24 protein-coding genes and 1 other RNA gene are annotated in these 25,523 nt (G+C 62.4%); 9 read left to right on the top strand and 16 right to left on the bottom strand.

What is annotated here, in order from left to right; all coding sequences use genetic code 11:
• Positions 1-21: 21 nt before the first annotated feature.
• From gcvP to BM267_RS04820, 9 genes are all read right to left on the bottom strand, one after another.
• Entirely contained in the window at positions 22-2,916 is a 2,895-nt protein-coding gene (gene gcvP, locus BM267_RS04780; protein WP_074777649.1) for an aminomethyl-transferring glycine dehydrogenase, read from the bottom strand.
• Between the two features lie 40 nt (positions 2,917-2,956).
• Complete coding sequence (gene gcvH / locus BM267_RS04785) at positions 2,957-3,337, bottom strand: glycine cleavage system protein GcvH (RefSeq protein ID WP_074777646.1); 381 nt, start codon at positions 3,335-3,337, stop codon at positions 2,957-2,959.
• 27 nt (positions 3,338-3,364) lie between these two features.
• Positions 3,365-4,450, bottom strand: a complete 1,086-nt coding sequence (gene gcvT / locus BM267_RS04790; RefSeq protein ID WP_074777644.1) for a glycine cleavage system aminomethyltransferase GcvT — start codon at positions 4,448-4,450, stop codon at positions 3,365-3,367.
• 68 nt (positions 4,451-4,518) lie between these two features.
• Positions 4,519-6,147, bottom strand: coding sequence for an ABC transporter permease (locus BM267_RS04795; RefSeq protein WP_036989238.1), 1,629 nt, complete (start codon positions 6,145-6,147; stop codon positions 4,519-4,521).
• Positions 6,148-6,257: 110 nt separating this feature from the next.
• A complete protein-coding gene (locus BM267_RS04800) occupies positions 6,258-7,259 on the bottom strand; it encodes an extracellular solute-binding protein (protein ID WP_074777642.1) in 1,002 nt (333 codons plus the stop codon).
• 87 nt (positions 7,260-7,346) lie between these two features.
• Positions 7,347-8,609 carry an FAD-dependent monooxygenase gene (locus tag BM267_RS04805; protein WP_074777640.1) on the bottom strand — a complete coding sequence of 421 codons (1,263 nt, stop codon included), beginning with the start codon at positions 8,607-8,609 and terminating at the stop codon, positions 7,347-7,349.
• Positions 8,610-8,632: 23 nt separating this feature from the next.
• Entirely contained in the window at positions 8,633-9,826 is a 1,194-nt protein-coding gene (gene ubiH / locus BM267_RS04810) for a 2-octaprenyl-6-methoxyphenyl hydroxylase (protein ID WP_268873965.1), read from the bottom strand.
• Entirely contained in the window at positions 9,823-11,163 is a 1,341-nt protein-coding gene (pepP, locus tag BM267_RS04815) for a Xaa-Pro aminopeptidase (protein WP_036989234.1), read from the bottom strand. The genes ubiH and pepP overlap by 4 nt, the downstream gene beginning before the upstream one ends.
• Before the next feature lie 10 nt (positions 11,164-11,173).
• Positions 11,174-11,746: a UPF0149 family protein gene (locus BM267_RS04820; RefSeq protein ID WP_051610776.1), complete on the bottom strand. Its 573-nt coding sequence runs from the start codon at positions 11,744-11,746 to the stop codon at positions 11,174-11,176.
• A 190-nt stretch (positions 11,747-11,936) separates the two neighbouring features.
• On the opposite strand from BM267_RS04820, the gene BM267_RS04825 reads away from it, so the two are divergent.
• From BM267_RS04825 to BM267_RS04840, 4 genes are all read left to right on the top strand, one after another.
• Positions 11,937-12,146 carry a TIGR02449 family protein gene (locus BM267_RS04825; protein WP_036989233.1) on the top strand — a complete coding sequence of 70 codons (210 nt, stop codon included), beginning with the start codon at positions 11,937-11,939 and terminating at the stop codon, positions 12,144-12,146.
• The gene (locus BM267_RS04830) at positions 12,143-12,445 is read left to right on the top strand and encodes a cell division protein ZapA (RefSeq protein ID WP_036989232.1); all 303 of its coding nucleotides are present in this window, start codon (positions 12,143-12,145) and stop codon (positions 12,443-12,445) included. The genes BM267_RS04825 and BM267_RS04830 overlap by 4 nt, the downstream gene beginning before the upstream one ends.
• 52 nt (positions 12,446-12,497) lie before the next feature.
• A non-coding RNA gene (gene ssrS / locus BM267_RS04835) (6S RNA) lies at positions 12,498-12,676 on the top strand.
• A 4-nt stretch (positions 12,677-12,680) separates the two neighbouring features.
• Positions 12,681-13,277 carry a 5-formyltetrahydrofolate cyclo-ligase gene (locus BM267_RS04840; RefSeq protein ID WP_036989231.1) on the top strand — a complete coding sequence of 199 codons (597 nt, stop codon included), beginning with the start codon at positions 12,681-12,683 and terminating at the stop codon, positions 13,275-13,277.
• A gap of 343 nt (positions 13,278-13,620) precedes the next feature.
• Here BM267_RS04840 and ilvA read toward each other — a convergent pair whose 3' ends face one another.
• Positions 13,621-15,141: a threonine ammonia-lyase, biosynthetic gene (gene ilvA / locus BM267_RS04845; protein WP_036989230.1), complete on the bottom strand. Its 1,521-nt coding sequence runs from the start codon at positions 15,139-15,141 to the stop codon at positions 13,621-13,623.
• 127 nt (positions 15,142-15,268) lie between these two features.
• On the opposite strand from ilvA, the gene rpiA reads away from it, so the two are divergent.
• Positions 15,269-15,949, top strand: a complete 681-nt coding sequence (gene rpiA / locus BM267_RS04850) for a ribose-5-phosphate isomerase RpiA (RefSeq protein WP_036990183.1) — start codon at positions 15,269-15,271, stop codon at positions 15,947-15,949.
• Between the two features lie 145 nt (positions 15,950-16,094).
• On the opposite strand, the gene BM267_RS04855 is transcribed toward rpiA, so the two are convergent.
• The 4 genes from BM267_RS04855 to serA all read right to left on the bottom strand — a co-directional run bounded on the left by BM267_RS04855 (position 16,095) and on the right by serA (position 20,264).
• Positions 16,095-17,450: an ATP-binding protein gene (locus tag BM267_RS04855; protein ID WP_074777638.1), complete on the bottom strand. Its 1,356-nt coding sequence runs from the start codon at positions 17,448-17,450 to the stop codon at positions 16,095-16,097.
• On the bottom strand, positions 17,447-18,124 hold the full coding sequence (locus tag BM267_RS04860; protein WP_036989228.1) for a response regulator: 678 nt from the start codon (positions 18,122-18,124) through the stop codon (positions 17,447-17,449). The genes BM267_RS04855 and BM267_RS04860 overlap by 4 nt, the downstream gene beginning before the upstream one ends.
• Positions 18,125-18,204: 80 nt before the next feature.
• Positions 18,205-18,810 (bottom strand): outer membrane beta-barrel protein, encoded by a 606-nt coding sequence (locus BM267_RS04865; RefSeq protein WP_074777636.1) that lies wholly within the window; start codon positions 18,808-18,810, stop codon positions 18,205-18,207.
• 224 nt (positions 18,811-19,034) lie between these two features.
• Positions 19,035-20,264 (bottom strand): phosphoglycerate dehydrogenase, encoded by a 1,230-nt coding sequence (gene serA, locus BM267_RS04870; protein WP_074777634.1) that lies wholly within the window; start codon positions 20,262-20,264, stop codon positions 19,035-19,037.
• A gap of 171 nt (positions 20,265-20,435) precedes the next feature.
• Here serA and BM267_RS04875 point away from each other — a divergent pair, with 171 nt between their 5' ends.
• The 3 genes from BM267_RS04875 to BM267_RS04885 all read left to right on the top strand — a co-directional run bounded on the left by BM267_RS04875 (position 20,436) and on the right by BM267_RS04885 (position 23,520).
• On the top strand, positions 20,436-21,830 hold the full coding sequence (locus BM267_RS04875) for an FAD-binding oxidoreductase (RefSeq protein ID WP_074777633.1): 1,395 nt from the start codon (positions 20,436-20,438) through the stop codon (positions 21,828-21,830).
• Between the two features lie 9 nt (positions 21,831-21,839).
• A complete protein-coding gene (locus BM267_RS04880; protein ID WP_074777631.1) occupies positions 21,840-22,508 on the top strand; it encodes a fumarylacetoacetate hydrolase family protein in 669 nt (222 codons plus the stop codon).
• Between the two features lie 79 nt (positions 22,509-22,587).
• Positions 22,588-23,520 carry an SdiA-regulated domain-containing protein gene (locus BM267_RS04885; protein WP_051610775.1) on the top strand — a complete coding sequence of 311 codons (933 nt, stop codon included), beginning with the start codon at positions 22,588-22,590 and terminating at the stop codon, positions 23,518-23,520.
• Here BM267_RS04885 and BM267_RS04890 read toward each other — a convergent pair.
• Together BM267_RS04890 and BM267_RS04895 are read right to left on the bottom strand one after the other, a co-directional pair.
• Positions 23,474-23,953: a 2-thiouracil desulfurase family protein gene (locus tag BM267_RS04890; protein WP_036989223.1), complete on the bottom strand. Its 480-nt coding sequence runs from the start codon at positions 23,951-23,953 to the stop codon at positions 23,474-23,476. The two genes, BM267_RS04885 and BM267_RS04890, sit on opposite strands and share 47 nt — an antisense overlap.
• A 6-nt stretch (positions 23,954-23,959) precedes the next feature.
• The gene (locus BM267_RS04895; RefSeq protein WP_407920263.1) at positions 23,960-24,604 is read right to left on the bottom strand and encodes a 2OG-Fe(II) oxygenase; all 645 of its coding nucleotides are present in this window, start codon (positions 24,602-24,604) and stop codon (positions 23,960-23,962) included.
• A 144-nt stretch (positions 24,605-24,748) separates the two neighbouring features.
• On the opposite strand from BM267_RS04895, the gene BM267_RS04900 reads away from it, so the two are divergent.
• Positions 24,749-25,501 (top strand): DUF2059 domain-containing protein, encoded by a 753-nt coding sequence (locus BM267_RS04900; protein WP_074777627.1) that lies wholly within the window; start codon positions 24,749-24,751, stop codon positions 25,499-25,501.
• The last annotated feature ends 22 nt before the right edge of the window (positions 25,502-25,523 follow it).

Here is a 25,523-nt window from a genome sequence, read left to right on the forward strand (position 1 = left end):
ATGGCCGGCGCCCCGGCCGCCCTACTGCGCGTCGTCGGCCCAAGCCTCCAGCGGCGGACAGGCACAGAACAGGTTGCGGTCACCATAGACGTTGTCGATGCGGTTCACCGCCGGCCAGAACTTGTTATGGGCCACCCAATCCAGGGGGAACACCGCTTCCTGCCGGGAATAGCTGCGCTGCCAGTCACCAGTGATATCCGCCAGGGTGTGCGGCGCGTTGTGCAGCGGGTTGTCCTCGGCACTCCACTGGACCCGCTCGACCCGCGCGATTTCGCTGCGAATGGTCAACATGGCATCGATGAAGCGGTCCAGTTCGGCCCTGGATTCACTTTCGGTCGGCTCGATCATCAGCGTGCCGGGCACCGGGAAGGACATGGTCGGCGCGTGGAAACCGAAGTCCATCAGGCGCTTGGCAATGTCTTCCTCGGTGACGCCCGAAGCCGCCTTGATCGGCCGGATATCAATGATGCACTCATGGGCGACCCGGCCGTTACGCCCGCTGTAGAGCACCGGGTAGGCTTCACCCAGGCGCTGGGCGATGTAGTTGGCGTTGAGAATCGCCACCTCGGTGGCCTGCCGCAGCCCGCTGGCACCCATCAGTGCGATGTAGGTCCAGCTGATCGGCAGAATGCTGGCGCTGCCCCAGGGCGCGGCACTGACCGCGTCGTTTTCCGGGTTCGGGCCGTCCAATGGCACCACCATATGATTGGCAAGATACGGCGCCAGATGCGCCTTGACGCCGATCGGCCCCATACCCGGACCACCGCCGCCATGGGGAATACAGAAGGTCTTGTGCAGATTCATGTGCGAGACATCGGCACCAAAATCCGCCGGCTGCGCCAAGCCGACCAGGGCATTGAGGTTGGCGCCGTCCATGTATACCTGACCGCCATGCTGATGGACGATGTCGCAGATCTCGCGGATGCCCTCTTCATACACGCCGTGGGTCGAGGGATAGGTGATCATCAGGCAGGACAGGTCCGCGGTGTGCTCCACAGCCTTGCTGCGCAGATCGTCGATATTGACGTTGCCCTGTTCGTCGCAGGCCACCAGCACTACGCGCATGCCCGCCATCATCGCCGAGGCCGGGTTGGTGCCGTGGGCCGAGGTCGGGATCAAGCAGACATCACGGTGTCCGTTACCCGTTTCTTCATGGTATTTGCGGATCGCCAGCAGCCCGGCATATTCGCCCTGGGCGCCGGAGTTGGGTTGCATGCTGATGGCATCGAAGCCGGTGATCGCTCGCAGCATGGCTTCCAGCTCGCCGATCATGGCCTTGTAGCCAGCCGCCTGGGCCAGCGGCGCAAAGGGATGCATGCGAGCGAATTCCGGCCAGGTGATGGGAATCATCTCGCTGGTGGCATTCAGCTTCATGGTGCAGGAGCCCAGTGGAATCATCGCGTGGTTCAGCGCCAGGTCCTTGTTCTCCAGGGACTTGATGTAGCGCAGCATGGCGGTTTCCGAGCGGTGCCGGTGGAATACCGGGTGCGTCAGAATCGCCGACCGGCGCAAGAACTGATCGGGTATGCCCGACTCCTTGCCGGCCACCGACCGATCCAGCTCGGCCAGATCCTGGTTGTGGCCATCGCCGACAAAACAGCGCAGCAGCGCTTCGACCGTCTCTGCCGTGGTGGTTTCGTCCAGGCTGATGCCCAGATGGTCAGCGTCGATCAGCCGCAGGTTGATGCCCTGGCTGCGCGCGCGGCCGACAATGGTATTCGCCTGCCCCGGCACGTTCAGCGTCAGGGTATCGAAGAATCGATGATTGCTGCGGTTAATGCCGCCCCGCTCAAGCCCGGCGGCGAGCATGGCGGTCAGCCGATGCACCCGGCGGGCAATCATCTGCAGCCCTTCCGGGCCATGGTAGACCGCATAGAAACTGGCGATATTGGCCAGCAATACCTGAGCGGTACAGATGTTGGAGTTGGCCTTTTCCCGGCGGATATGCTGCTCGCGGGTCTGCAGCGCCATACGCAGCGCCCGGTTACCGCGGGCATCCACCGATACGCCGATGATGCGCCCCGGCATGGCCCGCTTGTAGGCATCCCGGGTGGCGAAGAAGGCAGCATGGGGGCCACCATAGCCCATGGGTACGCCGAAGCGCTGGGAGGAGCCGAACACCACATCGGCGCCCAGCTCGCCGGGCGGCGTCAGCAGCACCAGACTCAGCGGGTCCGCCGCCACGCAGGCCAGCCCCTGTTGCGCCTGCACCTGCGCGATCAGTGGCGCCAGGTCGCGGATTTCACCCCAGGTAGTGGTGTACTGGAACACCGCCCCGAAGACCTGATGCTGCGCCAGCGCATCGACCGAGTCGACCAGCAGCTCGAATCCGAAGGCTTCGGCGCGGGTGCGTACCACCGAAATGGTCTGTGGGTGGCAATCCTCATCGATGAAGAACAGGTTGCTCTTGCTCTTGGCCACCCGCCGCGCCAGGGTCATGGCCTCGGCGGCGGCAGTGGCTTCGTCGAGCAAGGAGGCGTTGGCCAGCTCCATGCCAGTCAGGTCCAGGGTCATCTGTTGGAAGTTGAGCAGCGCTTCCAGGCGGCCCTGGGAAATTTCCGGCTGGTAAGGGGTGTAGGCGGTATACCAGCCGGGGTTTTCCAGCACGTTGCGCAGAACCACCGGCGGGGTGATGGTGTCGTGATAACCCATGCCAATACAGGAGGTGAAGATCTGATTGCGGCTGGCCAGTCCCTTCAGGTACGCCAATACCTGGGTCTCGGTGCGCGGCTCGTCCAGCGCCAGCGCTCCGCCCATGGCGATACTCTGCGGCAGGGTCTGTTCAATCAGCTCTGCCAGCGACGCCACCCCCAGGGTCTCGAGCATGCTCTGCTGCTCCGCCGCATCCGGGCCGATATGGCGGCGGATAAAGGCGTCAGGCTGTTCCAGTTCACGGAGACTCGGGGTATGGCTCATATACTGACCTCTTGTGTCATGGGCTATGCGTTAAAGCGCCTCAGAGGCTGGCCTGGTAACCTTCGGCGTCCAGCAGCTTGTCCAGTTCGCTGCTATCGGTGGGCTGGATGCGGAAGAACCAGGCGGCGCCGTACGGGTCCTCGTTGACCAGCTCCGGCGTGTCGGCCAGTGCCTCGTTGATCGCGACCACCTCGCCGCTCACCGGGGCGTAGATATCGGAAGCGGCCTTGACCGACTCGACCACCGCGCATTCCTCACCGGCGGTGAGCTGGCGGCCGACGTCCGGCAGTTCGACGAAAACCACGTCGCCCAAGGCATCCTGGGCGTGGTTGGTGATGCCCACGGTGATGCTGCCATCGGCTTCCTGGCGGCTCCATTCATGGCTGCTGGCGTAACGCAGTTCGCTGGGGGTATCGCTCATTTCAACTGTCCTCGATGGATCGTCAGGTTATTCGAATATCTGTTTGCCGTTGCGCACAAAGCCGGGGCGGATTACCCGCACTTCCAGCTGCTTGCCGCGGATCTCGACCTTGGCTGTGTTACCGGTAGCCGCCGGCACCCGCGCCAGGGCGATGGAGCAGCCAAGCGTGGGGGAAAAACTGCCGCTGGTGATCTCACCTGCCCCGACTCCGTCGACAATGACGGTCTGGTGGGCGCGCAGTACCGCGCGCTCATTCAGGACCAACCCCACCTGCCTGGGCTGATCACCGGCCTGGCGCTGCGCTTCCAGCGCCTGACGGCCAATGAAGTCACGGTCGGCGGGCTCCCAGGCAATGGTCCAGCCCATGTTGGCGGCCAAGGGTGAAGTCTGCTCGTCGATGTCGGCGCCGTACAGGTTCAGGCCCGCCTCCAGCCGCAGGGTGTCGCGGGCGCCCAGACCGCAGGGCTTGCAACCGGCCTCGTTCAATGCCTGCCAGAGATCGGGAGCCTCGTCGGCTGGCAGCATGATTTCCAGGCCATCTTCACCGGTGTAGCCGGTGCGGGCCAGGAACCAGGTGCCTTCCGGCTGCCCCTCGAAGGGCTTGAGAATGGAGATAAGTGCGGCGCGACTGTCGCTGACCACACTGGCGCACAGCTCACGGGCGCGCGGCCCCTGCACGGCGAGCATGGCCAACTCAGTGCGTTCGGTGATGGTGACCGCAGATTCGCCAACCTGCTGGCGCATCCAGGCCAGATCCTTGTCGCGGGTGCCGGCGTTGAGTACCAGTCGGTAGCCATCGTCGGTGCGGTAGACAATAAGATCGTCGAGGATGCCACCATTGTCGTTGAGCATGGCGGTGTACAGCGCCTTGCCAGTTTCGCTCAGGCGCGCCACATCGTTGGCCAGCAAGTACTGCAGCCAGGCCTTGGCATCGGCACCGGCCACATCCACCACCGCCATGTGCGATACGTCGAACATGCCCACATCTCGACGCACCTGGTGATGCTCCTCGATCTGGGAGCCGTAGTGCAGCGGCATGTCCCAGCCGCCGAAGTCGACCATCCTGGCGCCAGCGGCCAGATGGTGATCATAAAGTGGCGTGCGCGAACCCATGGCTGTTCCTTTGTTGTCATCAGACCAGTGTCTGATTGTAGTCACAATGATGCGGCTTTGGGAGCGGATCAGTGGCGACCGGAACGCCTGATCAGCACAATGACCGGCAGCAGGCCAACCAGCACCAGGGTCAATGCCGGCAGCGAGGCGCGGGTCCAGTCACCTTCGGTAGTCAGCGCGTGAATGCGCACCGCCAGGGTATCCCAGCCAAACGGCCGCATCAGCAGGGTGGCGGGCATTTCCTTGAGTACATCGACGAATACCAGCAGCGCGGCGCTGAGGATGCCCGGCAACAACAGCGGCACGTAAATGCGCCAGAACACCACCCAGCCGGGCTGACCAAGACTCTGGGCCGCCTCTGGCAGCGATGGCCGAATCCGCGCCAGCGAGGTATCCAGCGGCCCATAGGCCACGGCCATGAAGCGGATCAGGTAGGCCAGCAGCAGCGCGAACAGGCCACCCAGCAGCAACGGCGCGGGGTTGGCCATGCCGAGCCAGGCTTGCAGCGGCACCACCAGATGGTTATCCAGGTAACTGAAGAAGAACATGATGCCCACCGCCAACACCGAGCCGGGCAAGGCATAGCCGAGATTGGCCAGGGCGACGGCGCTCCGCACCCGGCGAATCGGCTGCAGACGCTGGGCCAGCACCAGCAGGATCGCCACGCTGACGGTCAGCGCCGCGGCGATACCGCCGAGCGTCAGGGTATTGCGAATCAAGCCCCAGTAACGGCTGTCCAGATCGGCGATACCGCTGCTCAACAACCAGAACAGCAATTGCCCCACCGGAATGACGAACGCGATTGCCAGCACCAGCAGGCAATAGCCGCTGGCCAGCCAGGCCAGCGGCCCCTTGAGCCGGTAAAGCGCACCTTTACGCGGCTTGTCGTTGGCTGGAAAGCGCTTGTTGCGGCCCTGGGCACGGCGCTCGGCAAACAATGCCAGAAATACGAACAGCAACAACAGGCTGGCCAACTGAGTGGCGCTTTGCAGACTGAAGAATCCGTACCAGGTCTTGTAGATGGCGGTGGTGAAGGTGTCGTAGTTGAACACCGAGACCGCGCCGAAATCGGCCAGCGTCTCCATTATCGCCAGGGCAGTGCCAGCGCTGATGGCTGGCCGCGCCATGGGAATGGCCACCCGCCAGAAGCCCTGCCAGGGCGTTTGTCCGAGAATCCGTGAGGCTTCCATCAGGCCGCGGCCCTGGGCCAGGAAGGCGCTGCGCGCGAGCATGTAGACGTAGGGGTAAAACACCAGCACCAGCGTCAGGATCACCCCGCCGGTGGAACGGATCGGCGGCAACCGGAAATCATTGCCGAACCAGTCGCGCAGCAGACTCTGCAACGGCCCGGCGAAATCCAGCAGACCGACCATGACGAACGCCAGTACATAGGCGGGTACGGCAAAGGGCAGCATTAACGCCCAATCCAGCCAGCGCCGGCCGGGAAAATCGCACAGGCTGGTCAGCCAGGCCAGGCTCACTCCCAGCAGAATGACGCCTGCGGCAACACCGGCGATCAACCACAGGGTATTGCTGATCAACCGCAGCATCTGCGTCTGCAGCAGGTGACCCCAGATCTGCTGATCGATGTCCTGCCAGCTGATCAACAGGACCAGCAGCGGCATCAGCACCAACGCAGCGCACAGATAGGCAACAAGTTGCCAGCGGGTTTTCCTGGCAGTGGATTGAAGAGGCACTGACAACGTCCTGTAGTAATAAACGAACACGCCCGTCGGGGGACCGACGGGCGTGCAGTATATAAGCAAAAGCGGCCGCCGGGTTTACCTCGGCGGCACTGCGCTGCGTATCAGTTCCAGCCCAGACGATCCATCAGCATGATGGCCTCGGGCTGGCGGCGACCAGCTACTTCAATATTGACGTTGTCCGCCTTGAAGTCACCCCAGGTTGCCACTTCTGCGGAGGGCTCCAGCGACGCGTTGGCCGGGAACTCCATGTTCACATCAGCGAAGACCCGCTGGGCTTCTTCGGTAGTCATCCACTCAAGCAGCTTGATGGCTTCTTCCGGCTGCTTGGCATGCTTGGTCACACCGGCGCCGGAGATGTTGACGTGCACACCACGGTCTTCCTGGTTCGGCCAGAACAGCTTGACCTTCACATCGGGCTCGGCCTTGTGCAGACGACCAAAGTAGTAGGAATTGACAATGCCCACGTCGCATTGGCCGGCGTCGATGGCCTTCAGCAGCGCGGTGTCGTCAGAAAATACCGGGGTGGCCAGATTGGCTAACCAGCCCTGGATAACCTCGGTGGTTTTTTCTTCACCGATGGACTCAAGCATGGTGGCGACCAGCGACTGGTTGTACACCTTCTTGGAAGTACGCAGGCAGACGCGGCCCTTCCAGCTGTCGTCGGCCAGGGCTTCGTAGGTGCTCAGCTCTTCCGGATTGACCCGCTCGGTGGAGTAGGCAATGGTCCGCGCGCGCAGGGACAGGCCGGTCCACATATCGTTACTGGAGCGCAGGTGCGCCGGGATATTTTCCTTGATGGTCGCCGAATCAACAGCCCGGAACAGCCCCTGCTCTTCCGCTTGCCACAGGTTGCCCGCGTCCACGGTCATGAACATATCCGCCGGGGTGTTGGCACCCTCGGCACGCAGGCGCGCCATCAGCGGCGCTTCCCTATCGGTAATGAAATTGATCTCGACGCCGGTCTTTTCGGTATACATATCGAAAACCGGTTTGATCAGGTGATCCTGGCGGGAGGAATACACCACCAGCTCCTTGGCTTGGGCAACGCTGGTGAAGGCGGTAGCAGCCAGGGTCAGGGCAACGAGGTTACGGGTAAAGGACATCGGACAAGCCTCTGGGTCGAAAAGCGAATCCAGATGATAATGAGTTTAATTCTTCCAATCCAGAGCGCAGCTGAAAAAACCGCTCCATCAGCTGCGTATAACGCCCTCGTTGAGCAGTTCCGGCGGCTGCGCCAGCGGCGGCAGCTTGCTGCCCAGCCCCATGGCGCGTCGAATGACACCGGCCTTGAGCGCATCCTGCCCGTCCAGCCACTGCATGCCGGTGTTGCGCAACCAGCGCAGCGGCAGGGCGTCGGCATGGAACAGTCGCTCGAAGCCTTCCATGGCCGCCATCATCGACAGGTTGGCAGCCATGCGTCGCCGCTCGTATCGCTGCAGCACCGGCAGGCTGGCAATATCTTCCCCGCGACGCAGTGCCGCACCCAGCACATCGGCCAGTTCGGCTACGTCCAGCAGGCCCAGGTTCACCCCCTGCCCTGCCAGTGGATGAATGCTGTGCGCCGCGTCGCCGATCAGCGCCAGCCCGGGCTTCACGTAGCGCCGGGCATGGCGCTGGCGCAGCGGGATGCAGTGGCGCTGGTCAGCCTGGAGAATACGACCCAGGCGTCCCTCGAAGGCCCGTTCCAGCTCCTCGGCGAACGCGGCCTCGTCCAGCGCCATGATCCGCTGCGCCGCCTCCGGCAGCAGCGACCAGACGATGGAGCAGTAATGGCCGTCTTCGCGGTCATTGAGCGGCAGCAAGGCCAGCGGGCCGGTGGGCAGGAAGCATTGCCAGGCGGTGTCGCAGTGATGCCGCTCGGTGCGGATGGTGGTGACCACCGCATGGTGCAGATAATCCCACTCACGCATGGCAAAACCGGCCAGATCCCGCAGCCGGGAACGGGCGCCGTCGGCCGCGACGATCAGCGGCGCCTGCAGCGCCTCGCCACCCTCCAGCTCCAGGCGCCAGCCGGCCTCGCCCTGGATCAGGTCGGTTACCCGGCGACCACCCAACAGCGCCACGCCGGTGCCGGCCAGGCTGTCCAGGACGGCCTGCTGCACCCGCCGGTTTTCGATGATGTGACCGAGGCGGTTTTCACCCAGCGCACCGGCATCGAAGCGGATCTCACCGGTGCCCTCGCCATCCCATACGCACATATGCCGGTAGGGGCTGCGCAGCGTTGGCGCGATATGCTGCCAGGCACCGAGATTGGTCAGAATATTTTCCGAAGCAGCGCTCAATGCACTGACCCGCGGATCGTACCCCGATTCGGTCGCCCGGGCCGGCACCGGCCGGTCCAGCGGAGTGGCATCCAGCAGCGCCACACGCAGAGAGCTGTCGGCCATTGCCCGCGCCAGGGTTGCGCCGACCATACCGGCGCCGACAACAATCAGATCGAACTGCTGCGCCATGGCGCCTCCGGAAGTATCACTGCTCATCCGCGCAGCCCCATGCCCTGACGGGCGAACAGGCTCTTGAGCGGTGGCAGCAAGTCCAGCGCCAGCAACCCGGCATTGCGGCCGGTCACCAGTGCGGGGTTACGATTGCTGAACAATTGGGTCAGGTAATGGCTGAAGGCAACCGTGGCGGCCTGGTCGGCGAACTGGGCATCGACATAGCCCTGCAATACTGCCAATGAGCCGGGGTCGCGCTGGTCGCGCTGAGCCTTCAGCAGGTGATCGGCCAGCGCCATGGCGTCGCGCAGGGACAGGTTGAAGCCCTGGCCGGCGATGGGATGCAGGCTGTGCGCGGCGTTACCCAACACCACCAGATGCGAGCGCACCTGCTCTTCCGCCTCGATGAGGTTCAGCGGATAGCTGGCCCGCTCACCCACCTTGGTCAGCGCCCCCATGCGAAAACCGAAGGCCGCCTGCAGACGCTGCAGAAACGCCTCGTCGGGCAGCGCCGCGACCGCGTCGGCGACATCCACCGGCAGGCTCCAGACCAATGCGCTGCGCTGGCCGGAAAGCGGTAATAGCGCCAGCGGCCCACTGTCGGTGAAACGCTCGTAGGCCACCCCGCCGTGACCATCAGCGGAGGTGATATTGGCAATCACTGCGACCTGCTGATAGGGATTGACCTTGCGCCGGATGCCCAGTTGATCGAGCAGACCGGAGCGTCCGCCATCGGCAATGATCAGCAGATCGGAGGACAATTGCTGCTGCCCGTCGGGGGTCTGCACATCCAGCGCATAACCACCTGGCTGCGGCCGGGCATGCGCCACCCGCGCCGGGGCCAGCCATTCGATGGCCTGATGATCCAGCGAGCCGAGCAGCACCTCGCCCAGCCAGGCATTCTCGACGATATAGCCCAGTGCCGGCACGCCTTCATCCGCGGCGTGCATGCGCGCCGAGCCGGGATGGCCCTGATCGGAGACATGAATCTGGCGGATCGGCTCGGCGCGCCGGGCCAGGTCGGACCAGATCCCCAGGCGCTCGAACAGTCGGCGGCTGCCATGGGACAACGCCGTGGAGCGGTTGTCGTAACTCGGCTGCCAGCCGCCCTTGACCGGCGGCTGGGCCTCGATCAGGCGAATCTTCCAGCCGGCCTGGCGGGCGCAATCCTGCAACCCCAACGCCAGACTGGCACCGACCATGCCGCCGCCGACGATGTTCAGGCTGGTGCTCACGCGGGCAGGTCCATCGCAGCGCGGGCCCGGGCCATCAGCGCCTCGATCTCATCCGCCTCGCGGGGGACATTGCCGGTCAGCACATCGTGGCCGTCCCGCGTCACCACCACATCATCTTCGATGCGGATACCAATGCCACGCCATTTGGCCGGCACATCCATGTTATCCACCGCGATGTAGATACCCGGTTCGACGGTCATCACCATGCCTGGCTCCAGTACCCGCCATTCGCCGCCGACCCGGTATTCACCGACATCGTGCACGTCCATGCCCAGCCAGTGACCGGCACGGTGCATGTAGAACGGACGGTAGGCGCCACTGACGATCAACTCTTCCAGTTCCCCGCGCAGCAGGCCCAGCTCCAGCAACCCGGCAGTGATTACCCGCACGGTGGCGTCATGGGCCTCGTTCCAGTCCCGGCCAGGGCCGATGACGGCAAAGGCAGCGGCCTGGGACTTGAGTACGATGTCGTAGATGGCCCGCTGTTCCGGGCTGAAGCGCCCATTGGCCGGAAAAGTGCGCGTGATGTCGCTGGCATAGCAGTCCAGCTCGCAACCGGCATCGATCAGCACCAGATCACCATCACGGATCTGGCTGGTGTTTTCGGTGTAATGCAGGATGCAGGCGTTGCGCCCGGCAGCGACGATCGAGGCATAGGCCGGCGATCGGCTGCCGTGGCGCATGAAGGTATGCTGCAGCTCGGCTTCCAGCTGGTATTCATACATACCGGGACGGCAGACCTCCATGGCCCGGGTGTGCGCTTCGGCAGAGATATCCCCGGCGGCCTGCATGACCCGCAGTTCCGCGGCGCTCTTGTACAGGCGCATGTCATGCAGCAGGTGATCCAGGGCGACGAATTCCTTCGGCGGCTCGGCACCCAGCCGCGCCTTGCTGCGGATGGTGTTGATCCAGCCGGTCAGGCGCATGTCGAATTCCTGATTGGCACCCATCGCGTAGTAGACCCGCTCGCGGCCTTCGATCAGACCGGGCAGGATGTCATCCACATCGCTGATCGGAAAGGCGTCATCGGCGCCGAAGTCCGCCACCGCCCCTTCCTGACCGGCACGATAGCCATCCCACAACTCGCGCTCGGGGTCTTTTTCCCGGCAGAACAGCACATATTCGCCATGCTCGCGGCCAGGGATCAACACTGCCACCGCTTCGGGTTCGGGAAAGCCGGTCAGATACTGAAAGTCGCTGTCCTGGCGGTATTGATGCTCCACATCGCGGTTGCGGATATAGACCGGTGCGGCCGGCAGGATGGCGATGCTGTCGGGTTCCATCTGCGCCATCAGCGCCTTGCGGCGACGGGCATATTCCTGCTTGCTGATGTACATGAATTTTCTCTCAGTGCAGTGAAGCGGGCGGTTGGTCCGGAGCCTGGTCGGCCGGCTGGCATTCGCTGAACAATAACAGCACCGCCATGCGAACGTATTCCATGACTTCCATGAAATCGGCTTCGTTGGCGTCGGACTCTTCCAGATCGGTCTGAACCTGGGCGATGGCGGCGAAGTCAGCGAGCACGCTGCTGGCTTCCTCGCTCAGCTCACCCTTGCGCCCCACCAGGCCGAAGCCGCCGAGAAACCCTTCGCACCACTGCCCCAGGGACAGCGTGCGGCGATCGATGGCGGCTTCGTCATCGGGCAACAGCAGGGTCAGGTCAAAGCCACTGCCGGCCAGTTGCGCCAGGCTGGCATCGTACAGCTGGATCAGAAACACCTTGTCGGCCTCGGACAGGCTGCCACGACCATCGATGACCTCGCGGGCCACCTCCAGCCAGGTTCCATGGTCGAGCCGCGCACCAGCGGCGAGCCGGCCAACCAGGTGGCCGTGCAGTTCAGCGGGGAAGCCGGCGGCAGACTGTTCGTTGAACAGTTGCTCGACTCGGTCGTAATCAAAAGCGGCGGGCATCAGAGCCATGGTTTTCCGGCCTCTCGGACAAGGGGGGACATCGGGCTGGGAAGCGTTCCAGTCAACTGGCATATCCTACAGACCCGAGCGCCCCGGGAACAACCAGCGACCGGTCGACAGATTACCGCATCCGGGGTTTGACCGTCCTCCCTGCCCCCTCTATAGTTCGGCAACAGCGGGATGACTACTGACGGCGACAATGGACGATTCCAACATCAACGACCTGATTGAAAAAATTGACCGGTTGATTGCCACCTGTGATCGACTGCAGCAGCAGAACCAACAGCTCCTGGCTCAGGAACGTTCCTGGCGTGACGAACGATTGCAATTGATCGAGAAGAACGATTTGGCCCGACAGAAGGTCGAAGCCATGATATTGCGTCTGAAATCCCTGGAGCACGATTCATGAACCAACCCCTGACAGTCACCCTGCGCATTCTCGACAAGGAATACCAGGTCGCCTGCCCCCCCGAAGAACGTTACAACCTGGAAGAAGCCGCCCGGCATCTGGACAACACCATGCGCGACATCCGCAATCGCGGCAAGGTCGTCGGACTGGAACGGATCGCAGTCATGGCCGCCCTCAACATCAGCCATGAAATGCTCAGCGGCAATCTGCAGAAGGGCCGCCTGATGAGCGATCAACAGCAACAGATAACCGAGCTGACCAACCGTCTCGATCAAGCTCTGGCGCGCCACCAGGAATAGCCCCCGACAGCCCGAGGTCTGGAATAGCAGTGAGTTTTCTGTATACTCGGTCACATCCCTGGGATGTTTGCCAGTCGGTGATGTCCCTGAGCCGATACTCCTGTAGAAGGGGGGCACGCGTTGCCGTCGGTGTGCATGTCCGCTTGCCGGAAAGCCTAAAACGGTACCATGTCCTCCGCCTTGAACTTTCGGGTTCAAGGGCTAACCCGACAGCGGCATTCCGGGGTCCCTTTTCATGAATGGCGAAAGCCGCTCCACCCTGCGCCGGCAACTGCGCGCCGCGCGACGCTCCCTCAGCCCCCAGCAGCAACATCAAGCCAGCCAGCAGTTGTGGCGGCAACTGGCGCAACATCCACTATTTCGCCGCAGCCGACATATCGCGTTTTATCTGGCCAATGATGGTGAAATCGATCCCTCGGTGCTGATGGCCCATGCGCGCCGCCTGGGTAAGCATTGCTATCTGCCGGTGATCACCGGCTGGCCAGCCGATCGCATGCATTTCCAGCGCCTGGTGCCCGGACAGCGCTGGGTCAGCAACCGCTTTGGTATCCGCGAACCGCTGATTGATCCCGGCCTGCAGGCGCGCCCCTGGCGTCTGGACCTGATCCTGATGCCCCTGGTCGGTTTCGATGAGAACGGCAACCGCCTCGGCATGGGCGGCGGTTTCTATGACCGCACCTTCGCCTTCCGGCGGCGGCGCCAGCACTGGACCGGCCCTCGCCTGCTGGGCCTGGCCCATCATTGTCAGAAAGTCGCGCAGCTGCCTACCGCCAGCTGGGATATCCCACTGGACGGCATCGTCAGCGATCAGCAGATCATTCTGTTGCGTTAGATTCCATCCCGGTCGGGACAGCGGGGCGATCGAAGTAGCTCTGGGTGTATCCCGTGGTCACCACCCCCAGGGTAAACACCAACACGAGAATCCATATCAAATCCGGCTTACGGCGCATTACTTGCCCTCCAATACTGGCCAACTACCTTGTCTGGTCCATCAGAGCGTCCGGCATACGGGCGCACAAACACATTTCGAGACAATACATTCCGACGTATCGAGCGACACCGATATACCCTATCCAGAACAGCCTGTCAACCAGCACCTCCCCGGCACCTCATCCCCTGTTCCGCACCGTCATGCTTCTCCATGCATTGGCCAAACCAGCACCGCGGACCAGGTCCTAGCCCAGATAGAGCTGGTACGCAGGGTTGTCAGTCTCGTCCCAATAACGATAACCGATGGCATCCAGCGCTGCCGGCACCTTCGACCGCTCAGCCTCGGGTACCTGCAGGCCGACCACCACCCGCCCGTAGTCGGCACCGTGGTTGCGGTAGTGGAACATGGAGATGTTCCAGCGGCCGCCCAACTTGTTGAGGAAGTTGAATAGCGCGCCGGGGCGCTCGGGGAATTCGAAGCGGTACACCACCTCGTCTTCCACCTGTACCGAGTGCCCGCCAACCATGTGCCGGATATGCAGCTTGGCCAGCTCGTTGTCGGTCAGGTCCAGCACCGGGAAGTCGCGCTCGATCAGCCCGGCCACCAACGCCTCACGCGGATCCAGCTCAGGGTGGGTCTGCACGCCGACAAAGATGTGTGCTTGCTGCTGGTCGTGATAGCGATAGTTGAATTCGGTAATGGCGCGCTTGCCGATGGCCTGACAGAACGCCTTGAAGCTGCCCGGACGCTCGGGGATGGTCACTGCCAGCAATGCTTCGCGCTGCTCGCCGATCTCGGCACGCTCAGCAACATGACGCAGGCGGTCGAAGTTGATGTTGGCACCCGAGTCGATGGCGACCATCACCTGGCCGGCGCAGCCTTCGCGCTCGACGTACTTCTTGATACCCGCCACACCGAGACAGCCCGCCGGCTCGCAGATGGAGCGGGTGTCATCGTAGATGTCCTTGATGGCCGCGCACATCTCGTCGGAGGACACGGTGATCACCTCATCCACATACTTCTTGCAGATATCGAAGGTGTACTTGCCGATCTGGGCCACTGCCACACCATCGGCAAACTGCCCGACCTGGCTCAGCGTCACCCGCTTGCCCCGCTGCAGCGCAGCCTGCAAACAGTTGGAATCCTGCGGTTCGACACCGATCACCTTGATCTCCGGGCGCAGGTACTTCACATAGGCGGCGATACCGGCAATCAAGCCGCCGCCGCCAACCGGCACGAAGATGGCGTCCAGCTGCCCGGGATGCTGACGCAGAATCTCCATGGCCACGGTGCCCTGTCCGGCAATGGTGTCAGGATCATCGTAGGGATGAATGAACACCCACCCCTTTTCTTCTACCTGCTTCTGCGCATAGGCCAGCGCCTCGTCGAAGGCATCGCCATGCAATACCACCTTGCCGCCCCGCGCCCGCACCGCCTTGACCTTGATCTCGGGTGTGGTCTTGGGCATCACGATGGTTGCCTTCACCCCCATGTGCCGCGCCGCAAAAGCCAGGCCCTGGGCATGGTTGCCCGCCGACGCCGCAACCACTCCACGGGCGCGCTGCTCATCGGTCAACTGCTTGAGCTTGTTGTAGGCGCCGCGAATCTTGAAGGAGAACACCGGCTGCAGGTCTTCACGCTTGAGCAGAACGGTATTGCCGAGCCGCTCGGAAAGGAAGGGCGCGCGGTGAATGGGGGTTTCGACGGCGACATCGTAGACGGGGGAGCAGAGGATCTTCTTGACGTAGCTTTCCAGGGTAGGCATCGGGTTTCGGCTTGGTGATAGGTGAGGTAAAAGCGCCAGTCTAAACGAATCGGGCCCGATCCGACTACACGCTGTCCGGACAGGGCCGTATAATTGCTGCTTTATTCAAAGCACAGAGGTGACCGGCATGACCCAGGACGAACTCAAGCAGGCCGTGGGGCAAGCCGCGGTGGATATTCTGCTGCCCCAGCTGGAAGATCAGAGTGTCATCGGCGTCGGCACCGGCTCGACCGCCAATTGCTTCATCGATGCGCTGGCCAGACACAAGGGCCGCTTCGATGGCGCCGTGGCCAGCTCCCAGGCCACCGCCGAGCGCCTGAAGCAACATGGCATTCCGGTATATGACCTCAATAGCGTGGCCAATCTGGATTTTTATGTTGATGGAGCCGATGAGGCCAATAAGCATCTGGAACTGATCAAGGGCGGCGGCGCCGCCCTGACCCGCGAAAAGATCGTCGCCGCCGTGGCGCGCACCTTCATCTGCATTGCCGATGAGAGCAAGCTGGTCGCGACTCTCGGAGAGTTTCCACTACCGGTGGAAGTGATCCCCATGGCACGCAGCTACGTGGCCCGGGAAATCGTCAAGCTCGGCGGCGATCCGGCCTATCGCGAAGGCGTGGTAACCGACAACGGCAACGTGATTCTCGATGTGCATAACCTGCAGATCCATGATCCACGCGGACTGGAAGAGCAGCTCAACGCCATTGTTGGTGTGGTCTGCAACGGGCTGTTTGCTGCGCGGCCGGCGGATATTCTGCTGCTGGGTACTGCCAAGGGCGTGCAACGACTGGAACGCAGCGCTGGCTGATCCGTTCGCGGGCCAGTCCACTCCCACGGAAAAAATAAGCGCATGACGCTTACCGGCATGACGGATAAATGCGGCTATTCCGTGGGAGTAGTTGTTCTGGGGTAGCGGCCTTGGCCGCGATGGCTCCGCTGGATGCCTACCCTGCTCATTCCCGTCCCTCACCCTTCAGACGAATGCGAAATGCCGCGCCTCCCAGTGGCGAATCTGTCAGGCTCAACTCGCCGTTGTAGCTTTCGACGATATCCCTGACCACCGACAAACCGATTCCCTGTCCGGGGTGGGTGGTATCCAGCCGCTCACCGCGGCCGATGATGCGCTGGCGCTGGCTTTCCGGTACGCCCGGCCCGTCATCCTCGACCAGCAGGTCGCATACCCCGTTCGTTACCGAGGCGCTTACGCGGATGTGCGAGATACACAGCCGGTAGGCATTTTCCAGCAGATTGCCGAGCAATTCGAGCAAGGCACCCTCCTCCATCGGCACGCGCAGCTCGTCATCTATAACGCATTCCAGCGTAACGAACTTGTCCCGGTAAACCTTGCTCAAGGCCGCACTCAGCCGCTGCACCAGTGGTGCCAGGTGCGCCCGATGCCGAACCAGCCCACTGCGCCGCAAGCTGGCGCGCTGCAATTGGTAGTCGATCTGCTGGCTCATCCGCTCGATCTGATCCTGCAACACCCGCGACTGTTCCTGTTGCTGCGCCTGCACGCGCAGGTTCTCCGCCACGGTCTGCAACACTGCCAGAGGAGTCTTCAGGCTATGCGCGAGATCGCCCAAAGAATCGCGGTAACGTGCCCGCTGCAGTCGCTCGCTATCGAGCAGACGGTTCAATGATCGCGTCAACCGGGCCAGCTCGCTCGGGTGCTGGTCACTCAAGGCATCCCTGGTGCCCGACTCGATTTCATTGAGTTCGCGGCGCACCCCCTTGAATGAACGCAGGCTCCAGGTCAAACCCAGCCATAGCAACAGCAACAGCAACAGCAAGCCCCCACCCAGCCACAGGCGCAGCTGGTTACGAAAATCCCGCTGCATGGGGGCAAACTCGCTGCTCGGCAACATGGTGACGAAGCTCAGCGGCAACTCATCATCTCCCGCCAGGTGCACCTCCACGTCATAGACGTAGTATTCCTGCTGGTTCCGGTCACGAATACGCAGAAAGTCGATGCGCCCACCACTGAAGTGAGGGGAATAGTTGAGTTGCTCATCCTCGGTGGAGCGCGAATGCCAGATCAGATTGCCATCCATGTCATGCACATAGCCCAGCAGCTTGGCTTCCGGCAGGTTGAATTCTTCGTCCGGCATGCGCTCGGGCATCACCAGTTGGCCATTGACCACACTGGCCGCGCTCACCAGGGTCGATGCATCGGCGGCCAGGCGCTGCTGAATGATCTGCTCCATGGTTTGATCAAAGACGTTCTGCAACACCGGCAGCAATGCGAGCATGAACAACATGGCAAAGCCGGCCGCGCTGAATACCAGCCGCGAGCGCAGCGAGCGGATCATTGGCACTGTCCGGTGAACAGATATCCCTGGCCGCGTACGGTCTCGATCGGTCGCACCTCGCCGGCGGCTTCCAGCTTGCGGCGCAAGCGTCCGACCAGCACTTCGATGACGTTGGGGTCACGTTCTTCATCATCGGGATACAGCTGCTCGATAAGGCGATCCTTGGCCACCACCTGCTGGTGATGACGCATCAGGTACTCGAGAATCCGGTACTCGAAGGCGGTCAGCTGCAGCGGTTCATCCCCGACCAGGGCGTGCTTGCGGTGCAGGTCCAACACCAGCTCGCCGCTGCGGATCTGCGCCTGGACAAAGCCCGACGAGCGCCGCACCAGTGCATTCAAGCGCGCCTCCAACTCCTCGAACTGAAATGGCTTGACCACATAATCGTCCGCCCCTGAGGTCAGGCCTTCGACCTTGTCCTGCCAGTTGCCACGCGCAGTGAGAATCAGGATTGGAAAGGTGCAGCCCATGCTGCGCAGTTGGCGAATCAGATCCAGACCGCTCATACCGGGCAAGCCGAGGTCGACGATGGCGATGTCGTGATTGAAATGCTGGGCCTGGAACAGTCCTTCCTCGGCGCTGTCCACGGCATCGATGATATGTCCGACCTCGGCAAAGCGAGTGGACAGATGATGGCGCAGCAACGCCTCGTCTTCGACCAACAGGAGTTTCATACCATCCTCCGAAAAACCAGCCGGCAGCTACCATGAAAGCCCGCCTGGCGAGACCGGGCGGGCTGGGAGTCATGCCGGGATCAGAAGTGGTAGTTTAAACCGAGATAGGCCATATCCGAGCTTTTCAGGTCAAATGAGCCGCCAACGCTGCGGTCACGGGCATTCAGGCTGGCATCAGCGGTGGTGCGCAGGTAGCGATAGCCGCCCTCGATCGAGAATTCCGGAGCCAGGCTATGCAGGACACCTACCTGCAGACCGCCGGCCAGGCCGAGGTCGCTGTCACGGTGGTAGCCAGGGGAATCCTGTTCCAGCTTGACCAGACCGGCAGTGACACCGCCGAACAGCCGGGTGTTATCCGCCACCGGCAGGAACAGATCATAGCTGCCGAGCAGATTCTGCTGACGCATCTTGTAGCTGCCGGAATAGGTATCCGATACATACTCGTAGCTCAGGTACATACGACCGGTATCGTCCTGGATACCAGCGCGCACACCCCAGGTACCGGAGTTGTTGATGGTATCGTCCAGACGACGGGCTTCCGGTTCGCCTTTCAGCGAGCTGGAGCGGTCCATGTTGTTGCTGGTCTCACCCCAGGTGAGGCCGACGAAGCGATCCTGGGCCAGAGCGGGAAGACTGGCAAAGGCCAGCGTGGTACCAACGGTAAGCAGTTTCAGAGTGGTTTTCATTGGGTGCGTCTCCTTGATGACAACGGGAAACAGCATGCCAAATGCCAGCTGAACGCAACCTGAACCTTTGCTGAACCTCAGCTGAACAGAAGCGGGGGAAATCTAGACGCGCCAGAATTGGTTGGCGTGACCGCAGGAAATCGCGCCGCGGCGGCGCTCCTGCGCGTAGTGTGCGAAATGCCTGAAGGCAACGTGGCGGAGTGCAACCCCGCCACGTCGTGACATCAGAACAGCACGCGGCAACGGATGGTGCCGTTGACTTCGTTGAGCTTTTCCAGCGCCAGATCGGAGTAGGCAGCATCAACGTCGATCACCACATAACCGACTTTTTCGTTGGTCTGCAGATACTGACCGGAGATGTTGATGCCATTGCTGGCGAACACCTGGTTGATCTCGCTCATCACCCCGGGGATGTTCTGGTGGATGTGCAGCAGACGATGCTTGCCCGGATGCGACGGCAACGCCACTTCGGGGAAGTTGACCGAGGTGATGGATGTGCCGTTGTCACTGTAGCGCACCAGTTTCTCGGCAACTTCCAGACCGATGTTGGCCTGGGCTTCCATGGTCGAACCACCGACATGCGGGGTCAGCAGGCAGTTGTCGAATTCACGCAGCGGCGAGATGAACTCATCATTGTTGGAGCGCGGCTCGACCGGGAACACGTCGATGGCGGCGCCGTGCAGATGCTTGTCGCGCAGGGCGGCGGCCAGTGCTTCGATATCGACCACAGTGCCGCGGGCAGCGTTGATCAGGTAGCTGCCCTGCTTCATGGCACGGATTTCCTTCTCGCCGATCATCCACTTGGTGGCAGCGGTTTCCGGCACATGCAGGGTGACGATGTCAGCCATGCCCAGCAGCTCGGTCAGCGAGCCGACCTGTTGTGCATTGCCCAGCGGCAACTTGGTCACCACGTCATAGAAGTACACCTGCATACCGAGGTTTTCCGCCAGCACCGACAGCTGGGTGCCGATGGAGCCGTAACCAATGATGCCCAGCTTCTTGCCGCGGATCTCGAAGGAGTTGGTGGCGCTTTTCAGCCAGCCGCCGCGGTGTGCCACCGCGTTCTTCTCGGGAACACCGCGCAGCAGTAGGATGGCCTCGGCCAGCACCAGTTCGGCGACAGAGCGGGTGTTGGAATAGGGCGCATTGAACACCGCGACACCCATCTCCCGGGCGGCTTCCAGGTCAACCTGGTTGGTACCGATACAGAAGCAACCGATGGCGACCAGCTTGTGCGCATGCGCCAGCACGTCCGCGGTCAGCTGGGTGCGCGAACGGAGACCGATGAAATGCGCATCGGCGATCGCTTCCTTGAGTTGTTCTTCCGGGAGGGAGCCGGTGTGATAATCGATATTGGTGTAACCGGCTGCCTGCAGAGTGTCGACGGCAGTCTGGTGCACACCCTCGAGGAGCAGAAATTTGATCTTGCTTTTGTCCAGCGAGGTTTTAGCCATGTGTCAGTTACCCGTAATGCTGATGTATGATGGTCCGGCAGGTTTTTCGGCGTTTTCTCCGTCGCTGACCTGTTTCGGAAGCCGCTTATGCTAGCATAATCTCCCTTTTCCAGATGCCTGCGACCCATGAATTGTGTTCAGGCAGCGCATGAATTTTGTTTGAGAGCCGCCATGATCCCAGAAGCCATTATCGAAACCCTGAAAACGTTGGTCGATGCCGACAAGGTTCGCACCGACAGCGCGTCGCTGGACACCTGGGGCCGGGACTGGACCAAGCAGTTCGAGCCGGCGCCGCTGGCCATCGTGTTTCCCAAGAGCACCGAGCAGGTCCAGGCCGTGGTGCGCTTCGCCAATGAACACAAGCTGGCCCTGACGCCCTCCGGCGGCCGCACCGGTTTGTCGGCTGCCGCCGTGGCCGCCAACGGCGAGATCGTGGTGTCCTTCGACTACATGAACCAGATTCTCGACTTCAACCCCTATGACCGCACCGTGACCTGCCAGCCGGGCGTGGTTACCGCCCAACTGCAGCAGTACGCCGAAGACCAGGGGCTGTACTATCCCGTGGACTTCGCCTCGGCCGGCTCCAGCCAGATCGGTGGCAACATCGGCACCAACGCTGGCGGCATCAAGGTGATTCGCTACGGCATGACCCGCAACTGGGTCGCCGGCCTCAAGGTGGTAACCGGTGCCGGCGAACTGCTGGAACTGAACAAGGGCCTGGTGAAGAACGCCACCGGTTACGACCTGCGCCAATTGTTCATCGGCGCCGAGGGCACCCTGGGCTTCGTCGTCGAGGCGACCATGCGCCTGGAGCGGGCACCGAAAAACCTCACCGCCATGGTGCTTGGCACCCCGGATTTCGATTCGATCATGCCGGTGCTGCATGCTTTCCAGGGCAAGCTGGATCTGACGGCCTTCGAGTTCTTTTCCGACAAGGCCATGGGCAAGATCATGGCCCGCGGCGACGTGCCCGCGCCCTTCGCGACCGACTGCCCCTTCTATGCCCTGCTGGAATTCGAGGCCGTGAGCGAAGATATCGCCAACCAGGCGCTGGAAACCTTCGAGCATTGCGTAGAGCAGCGCTGGGTGTTGGACGGCGTGATGAGTCAGAGCGAGCAGCAGCTGCAGAACCTGTGGAAGCTGCGCGAGTTCATCTCCGAGACCATCTCCCACTGGACCCCGTACAAGAACGACATCTCGGTCACCATCAGCCAGGTACCGGCGTTTCTGCGGGATATCGACGCCATTGTCGGCGAACACTACCCGGATTTCGAGATCGTCTGGTTTGGCCATATCGGCGACGGCAACCTGCACCTGAACATCCTCAAGCCCGACGCCATGCCCAAGGAAGAATTCTTCGCCAAGTGTGCCAGCGTCAACCAATGGGTATTCGATATCGTCAAACGCTACAACGGTTCGATTTCCGCCGAACACGGCATGGGCATGACCAAACGCGATTACCTGGGCTACAGCCGCAGCCCCGAGGAAATCGCCGTGATGAAGGCAGTCAAGGCGGTATTCGATCCGAACGGCATCATGAATCCGGGCAAGATCTTTCCAGACTGAGAGGCAACCATGACCTACCAGCATCAGTTCAGTGACGGCACGCCAATCGATTTACCCCTGGGCAAGGTGGTTTGCGTAGGCCGCAACTATGCGGAGCATGCGCGGGAGTTGAACAACCCGGTTCCCAGCGAACCGCTGCTGTTCATCAAACCGGCCACCTCGGTAGTGCCGCTGGCCAACGGTTTCCGCCTGCCGACCGGCCGTGGCGCCGTACATTACGAGACCGAAATCGCCCTGCTGATCGGCACCCCGCTATCCGGCACCATCAGCCCGGCGGATGCCGCGGGCGCCATTGCCGGTGTCGGCCTGGCGCTGGACCTGACCTTGCGCGAGCTGCAGGACCAGCTCAAGGCCAAGGGGCATCCCTGGGAACGGGCCAAGGCGTTTGATGCGGCCTGCCCGCTATCGCCCTTTGTCCGTCTCGAGCAGGCCCCGGCGCTGAATGCCATTCCACTGCAACTGACGATCAACGGCGAGCTGCGCCAGCAAGGCAACAGCGCGGACATGATCACGCCGATCATTGCCCTGCTGCAGCATATCGCCGGTGTATTCACTCTGCTGCCGGGTGATGTGGTGATTACCGGAACCCCCGCCGGGGTCGGCGTGCTGAATACCGGCGATGAACTGGAGCTGGCGATTCCCGGAGCCCTGCAACAGGCCACCCGGGTAATCGGCTGACCGCCACTGACCGCACCGGGAACTTTCCCGGTCAGCGGGCAGTCTTGACAGCTTTACACCTCCCTCAAGGAACAGCCGTTTGAAACGTTATCTGCTGGCCGCCATTACGCTGTTGATGGTCGCAGGCTACACCTTCCTGCATTCCAATAATCTCGATGTCCTGCTGTGGCAAAGCTGGAAACTCAATCGTCAGCCGATGCCGGAACAAGCCTTTGACCTGGGCCGTTACAAGGTCGATATCGAAGCGCTGCCCATTCCCGAGCTGGAGGACGACCTCTCCGCACTGACCTACAACAGCGACAGCGATACCCTGTTCGGCTTGCTCAATGGTACGCCACTGATCGTCGAGCTGAGCCTGGACGGCAAGCTTCTGCGTAGCATCCTGATCAAGGGCGTGGAGGACATGGAAGGGCTCACCCATGTGTCCGGCGACCGCTATGTGGTTGCCGAGGAACGTCGGCGGCGACTGCTGGAAATCGAGATCCCCGACGATGCCGTGGAACTCGACGTGACCGACGCTCCCAGCCTGACGGTGGCCCTGGACGAAGAGCCGGACAATAAGGGCCTGGAAGGCCTGTCCTGGGATGCCCAGCGCGAGCGTCTGATGGTGGTCAAGGAACGCGACCCGATGCGGGTATTCGTCGTCACCGGCTTTGTCGGGCAACCGGAGGATGCCTCGATCAGCATCCACCTGGAGCCATCGCTGCAGCCTGACAACCTGTTCATGAGCGACCTGTCTTCGCTGTCGGCAGACAGCCTCACCGGCCAGTTGCTGCTGCTCAGTGACGAGTCGCACATGGTGGTGGAATACAGCGCCGACGGCCAGCCGCTCAGCCTGCTGGGATTATGGCGCGGTATGAGCGGCCTGAGCCGGACGGTCCCCCAGGCGGAAGGGCTGACCGTCGACAGCCAGCGGCGCATCTACATCGTCAGCGAGCCAAACCTGTTCTACCGTTTTGCACCCGTCAATCCGTCAGCAGCGCAGCCAGCGACTCCAGCTCGCTCTCGTTGAACACCTGCACCCCGTGGCGGCGTAAAGCCGCCGTGGTGACGCCCTCGCCGGCGACGCGGGAGCCGCTGAAGCTGCCGTCATAGGTTTCATGGTTGCCGCAGGAGGGGCTGCGGGCCTTGAGCACAGCGAATGCGATATTGTGACGACTGACCAGTTCCACTGCGGCAGCAGCGCCGGCGAGGAAGGCGGCGCTGACATCACGCCCATCGACATCCACTACCGGCACCAACCGATCCAGTACCGCCGCGCCCTGCCCGCCTGGAATTTCGGCCGGCGGCCTGGGTGTGGGTAGTCCACCGCTCACTTCCGGACACAGCGCAACCACCCGCCCCTGCGCCTGCCATTGCTGCAGCAGGGAATAGGGGCCGTGGGCACCGCCGTCATAGCGGACCGGCTGGCCCAGCAGGCAGCTGCTGACGAGAATCTTCTGCATATCTGCTCACACCATCAACGGATTGTCCGGGCGCCGCCGGAACCAACCCACCAGACTGGCCCGGTCACGCTGCGCCTGGAGTACTTCATGGGGCAGGCTGTCACTCATGAACACTGCCAGGGTTCCCGCCCGTGGCGGTACATCCATCGCGCCGTCGGGCAAATATAGCCGCAGCTCGCCGCCATCGCCCGGTTGCCACTGGCTGTTGAGATAGAGAACTACCGAGACGGTGCGCAGCGGGTTGTCCTTGAACCGGTCCACATGGCGCTGGTAGCCGGCCCCGGGCGGATAGAGCGCATAATGCGTCTCGAAATTGTCCAGACCGAGGAACAGTGTCCGGTTCAACGCCCAGCGCAGGTCCTCCATGGCCTGCAGATAGGCCGCGGCGGCAGGATTGGGCGGGCAGTCGTCCAACCAGCGGATATGATCGCCGCGGATTTCCGGCACCACCACCTGCTCCCCAGCCCGCCCCACTGCCGCCGGCTGCAGCGCCTCGCTGGCCCACAGGGAACGGCAATTGCGCTCCAGCTCGCCGAGCAGCTCAGCGGGCAATGCGCTCTCGGTTATCGACCAGCCGTGCACAGCAAGGCTATCAGCCACACAGACCAGACGGTCGGGCGCAGTGGCAGGGAACTCGGGCATCCTGTTCATACTCAAATCGGGTAGCGGCATCGCCCTGCCACGGACGGGGCACGGCGGACAAGACCCGGGGATCCGGGCGCCGTATAGTGTAAACGGACCGCCTCTTGCGTAACAGCACCCGATACTTCCCTGACTCCATGATTGCGAGGATCCATGCGCCCCTTCCCCCTGTCTTCTCTGTGGTTCATTTTTGCTGCCATGCTGCTGGGCAGCCTGTATGCCGGTTATGCCAGCGCCAGCCCAGCCGAGCTGTATCAACGCTCCGGCATGGCGCAACATCAACAACACTTCCAGGCGGCGCTGCAGAGTGCGCAACAGCGCTATGCCCGGCAACTTCCGCCGGCAGTACAGGAAACCCTGGTACGCAACAGCAGCCAGCGCTTCGAACCCCAGGGCATGCATGATCGCGCCCAGGCGCGGCTGGCCCTGGCCATGGAGCCGGCCGCCATCCAGCAGGCACTGACCTTCTTCAACAGTCCACTGGGAAGCAAAATAGTTTCAGCGGAAACCCGGGCCAGTGCACCGGCCTCGGTCGCAGCCATGCAGCAAGGCCTGCCAGTCCAGCAGCTGAGTCCTGAGCGTCGAGCGCTGATCGAGCGATTGGCCACCCGGTTACCCGCGTTGGAGTTGGGCGTGGAAGTTTCCATGGCGTTGACCGGCCTCGCGGCCCAGAGCGCCAATGATCTGCTCGGCGGGCTGATGAAGATTCCACAGCAAGGCGGCAGCGACAGCCGTGATCGCCTGCGCTCACAGATGCGCCCGAACCTGCCGGATACCCTGGCTTATGTCTATCGCGATCTGAGTGACGATGAGCTGACGCGCTTTGCGCAATGGACGGAGTCTGCCGGTGGGCAAGCCTTCTACCGCGCCACGGAGCAAGCCGTGCGCGATGCCCTGAATCCCTGATGTTGGATTGGGAGCTGCCATG

Origin of the sequence: Halopseudomonas bauzanensis, from assembly GCF_900114735.1 — a bacterium.
Classification (GTDB): domain Bacteria; phylum Pseudomonadota; class Gammaproteobacteria; order Pseudomonadales; family Pseudomonadaceae; genus Halopseudomonas; species Halopseudomonas bauzanensis.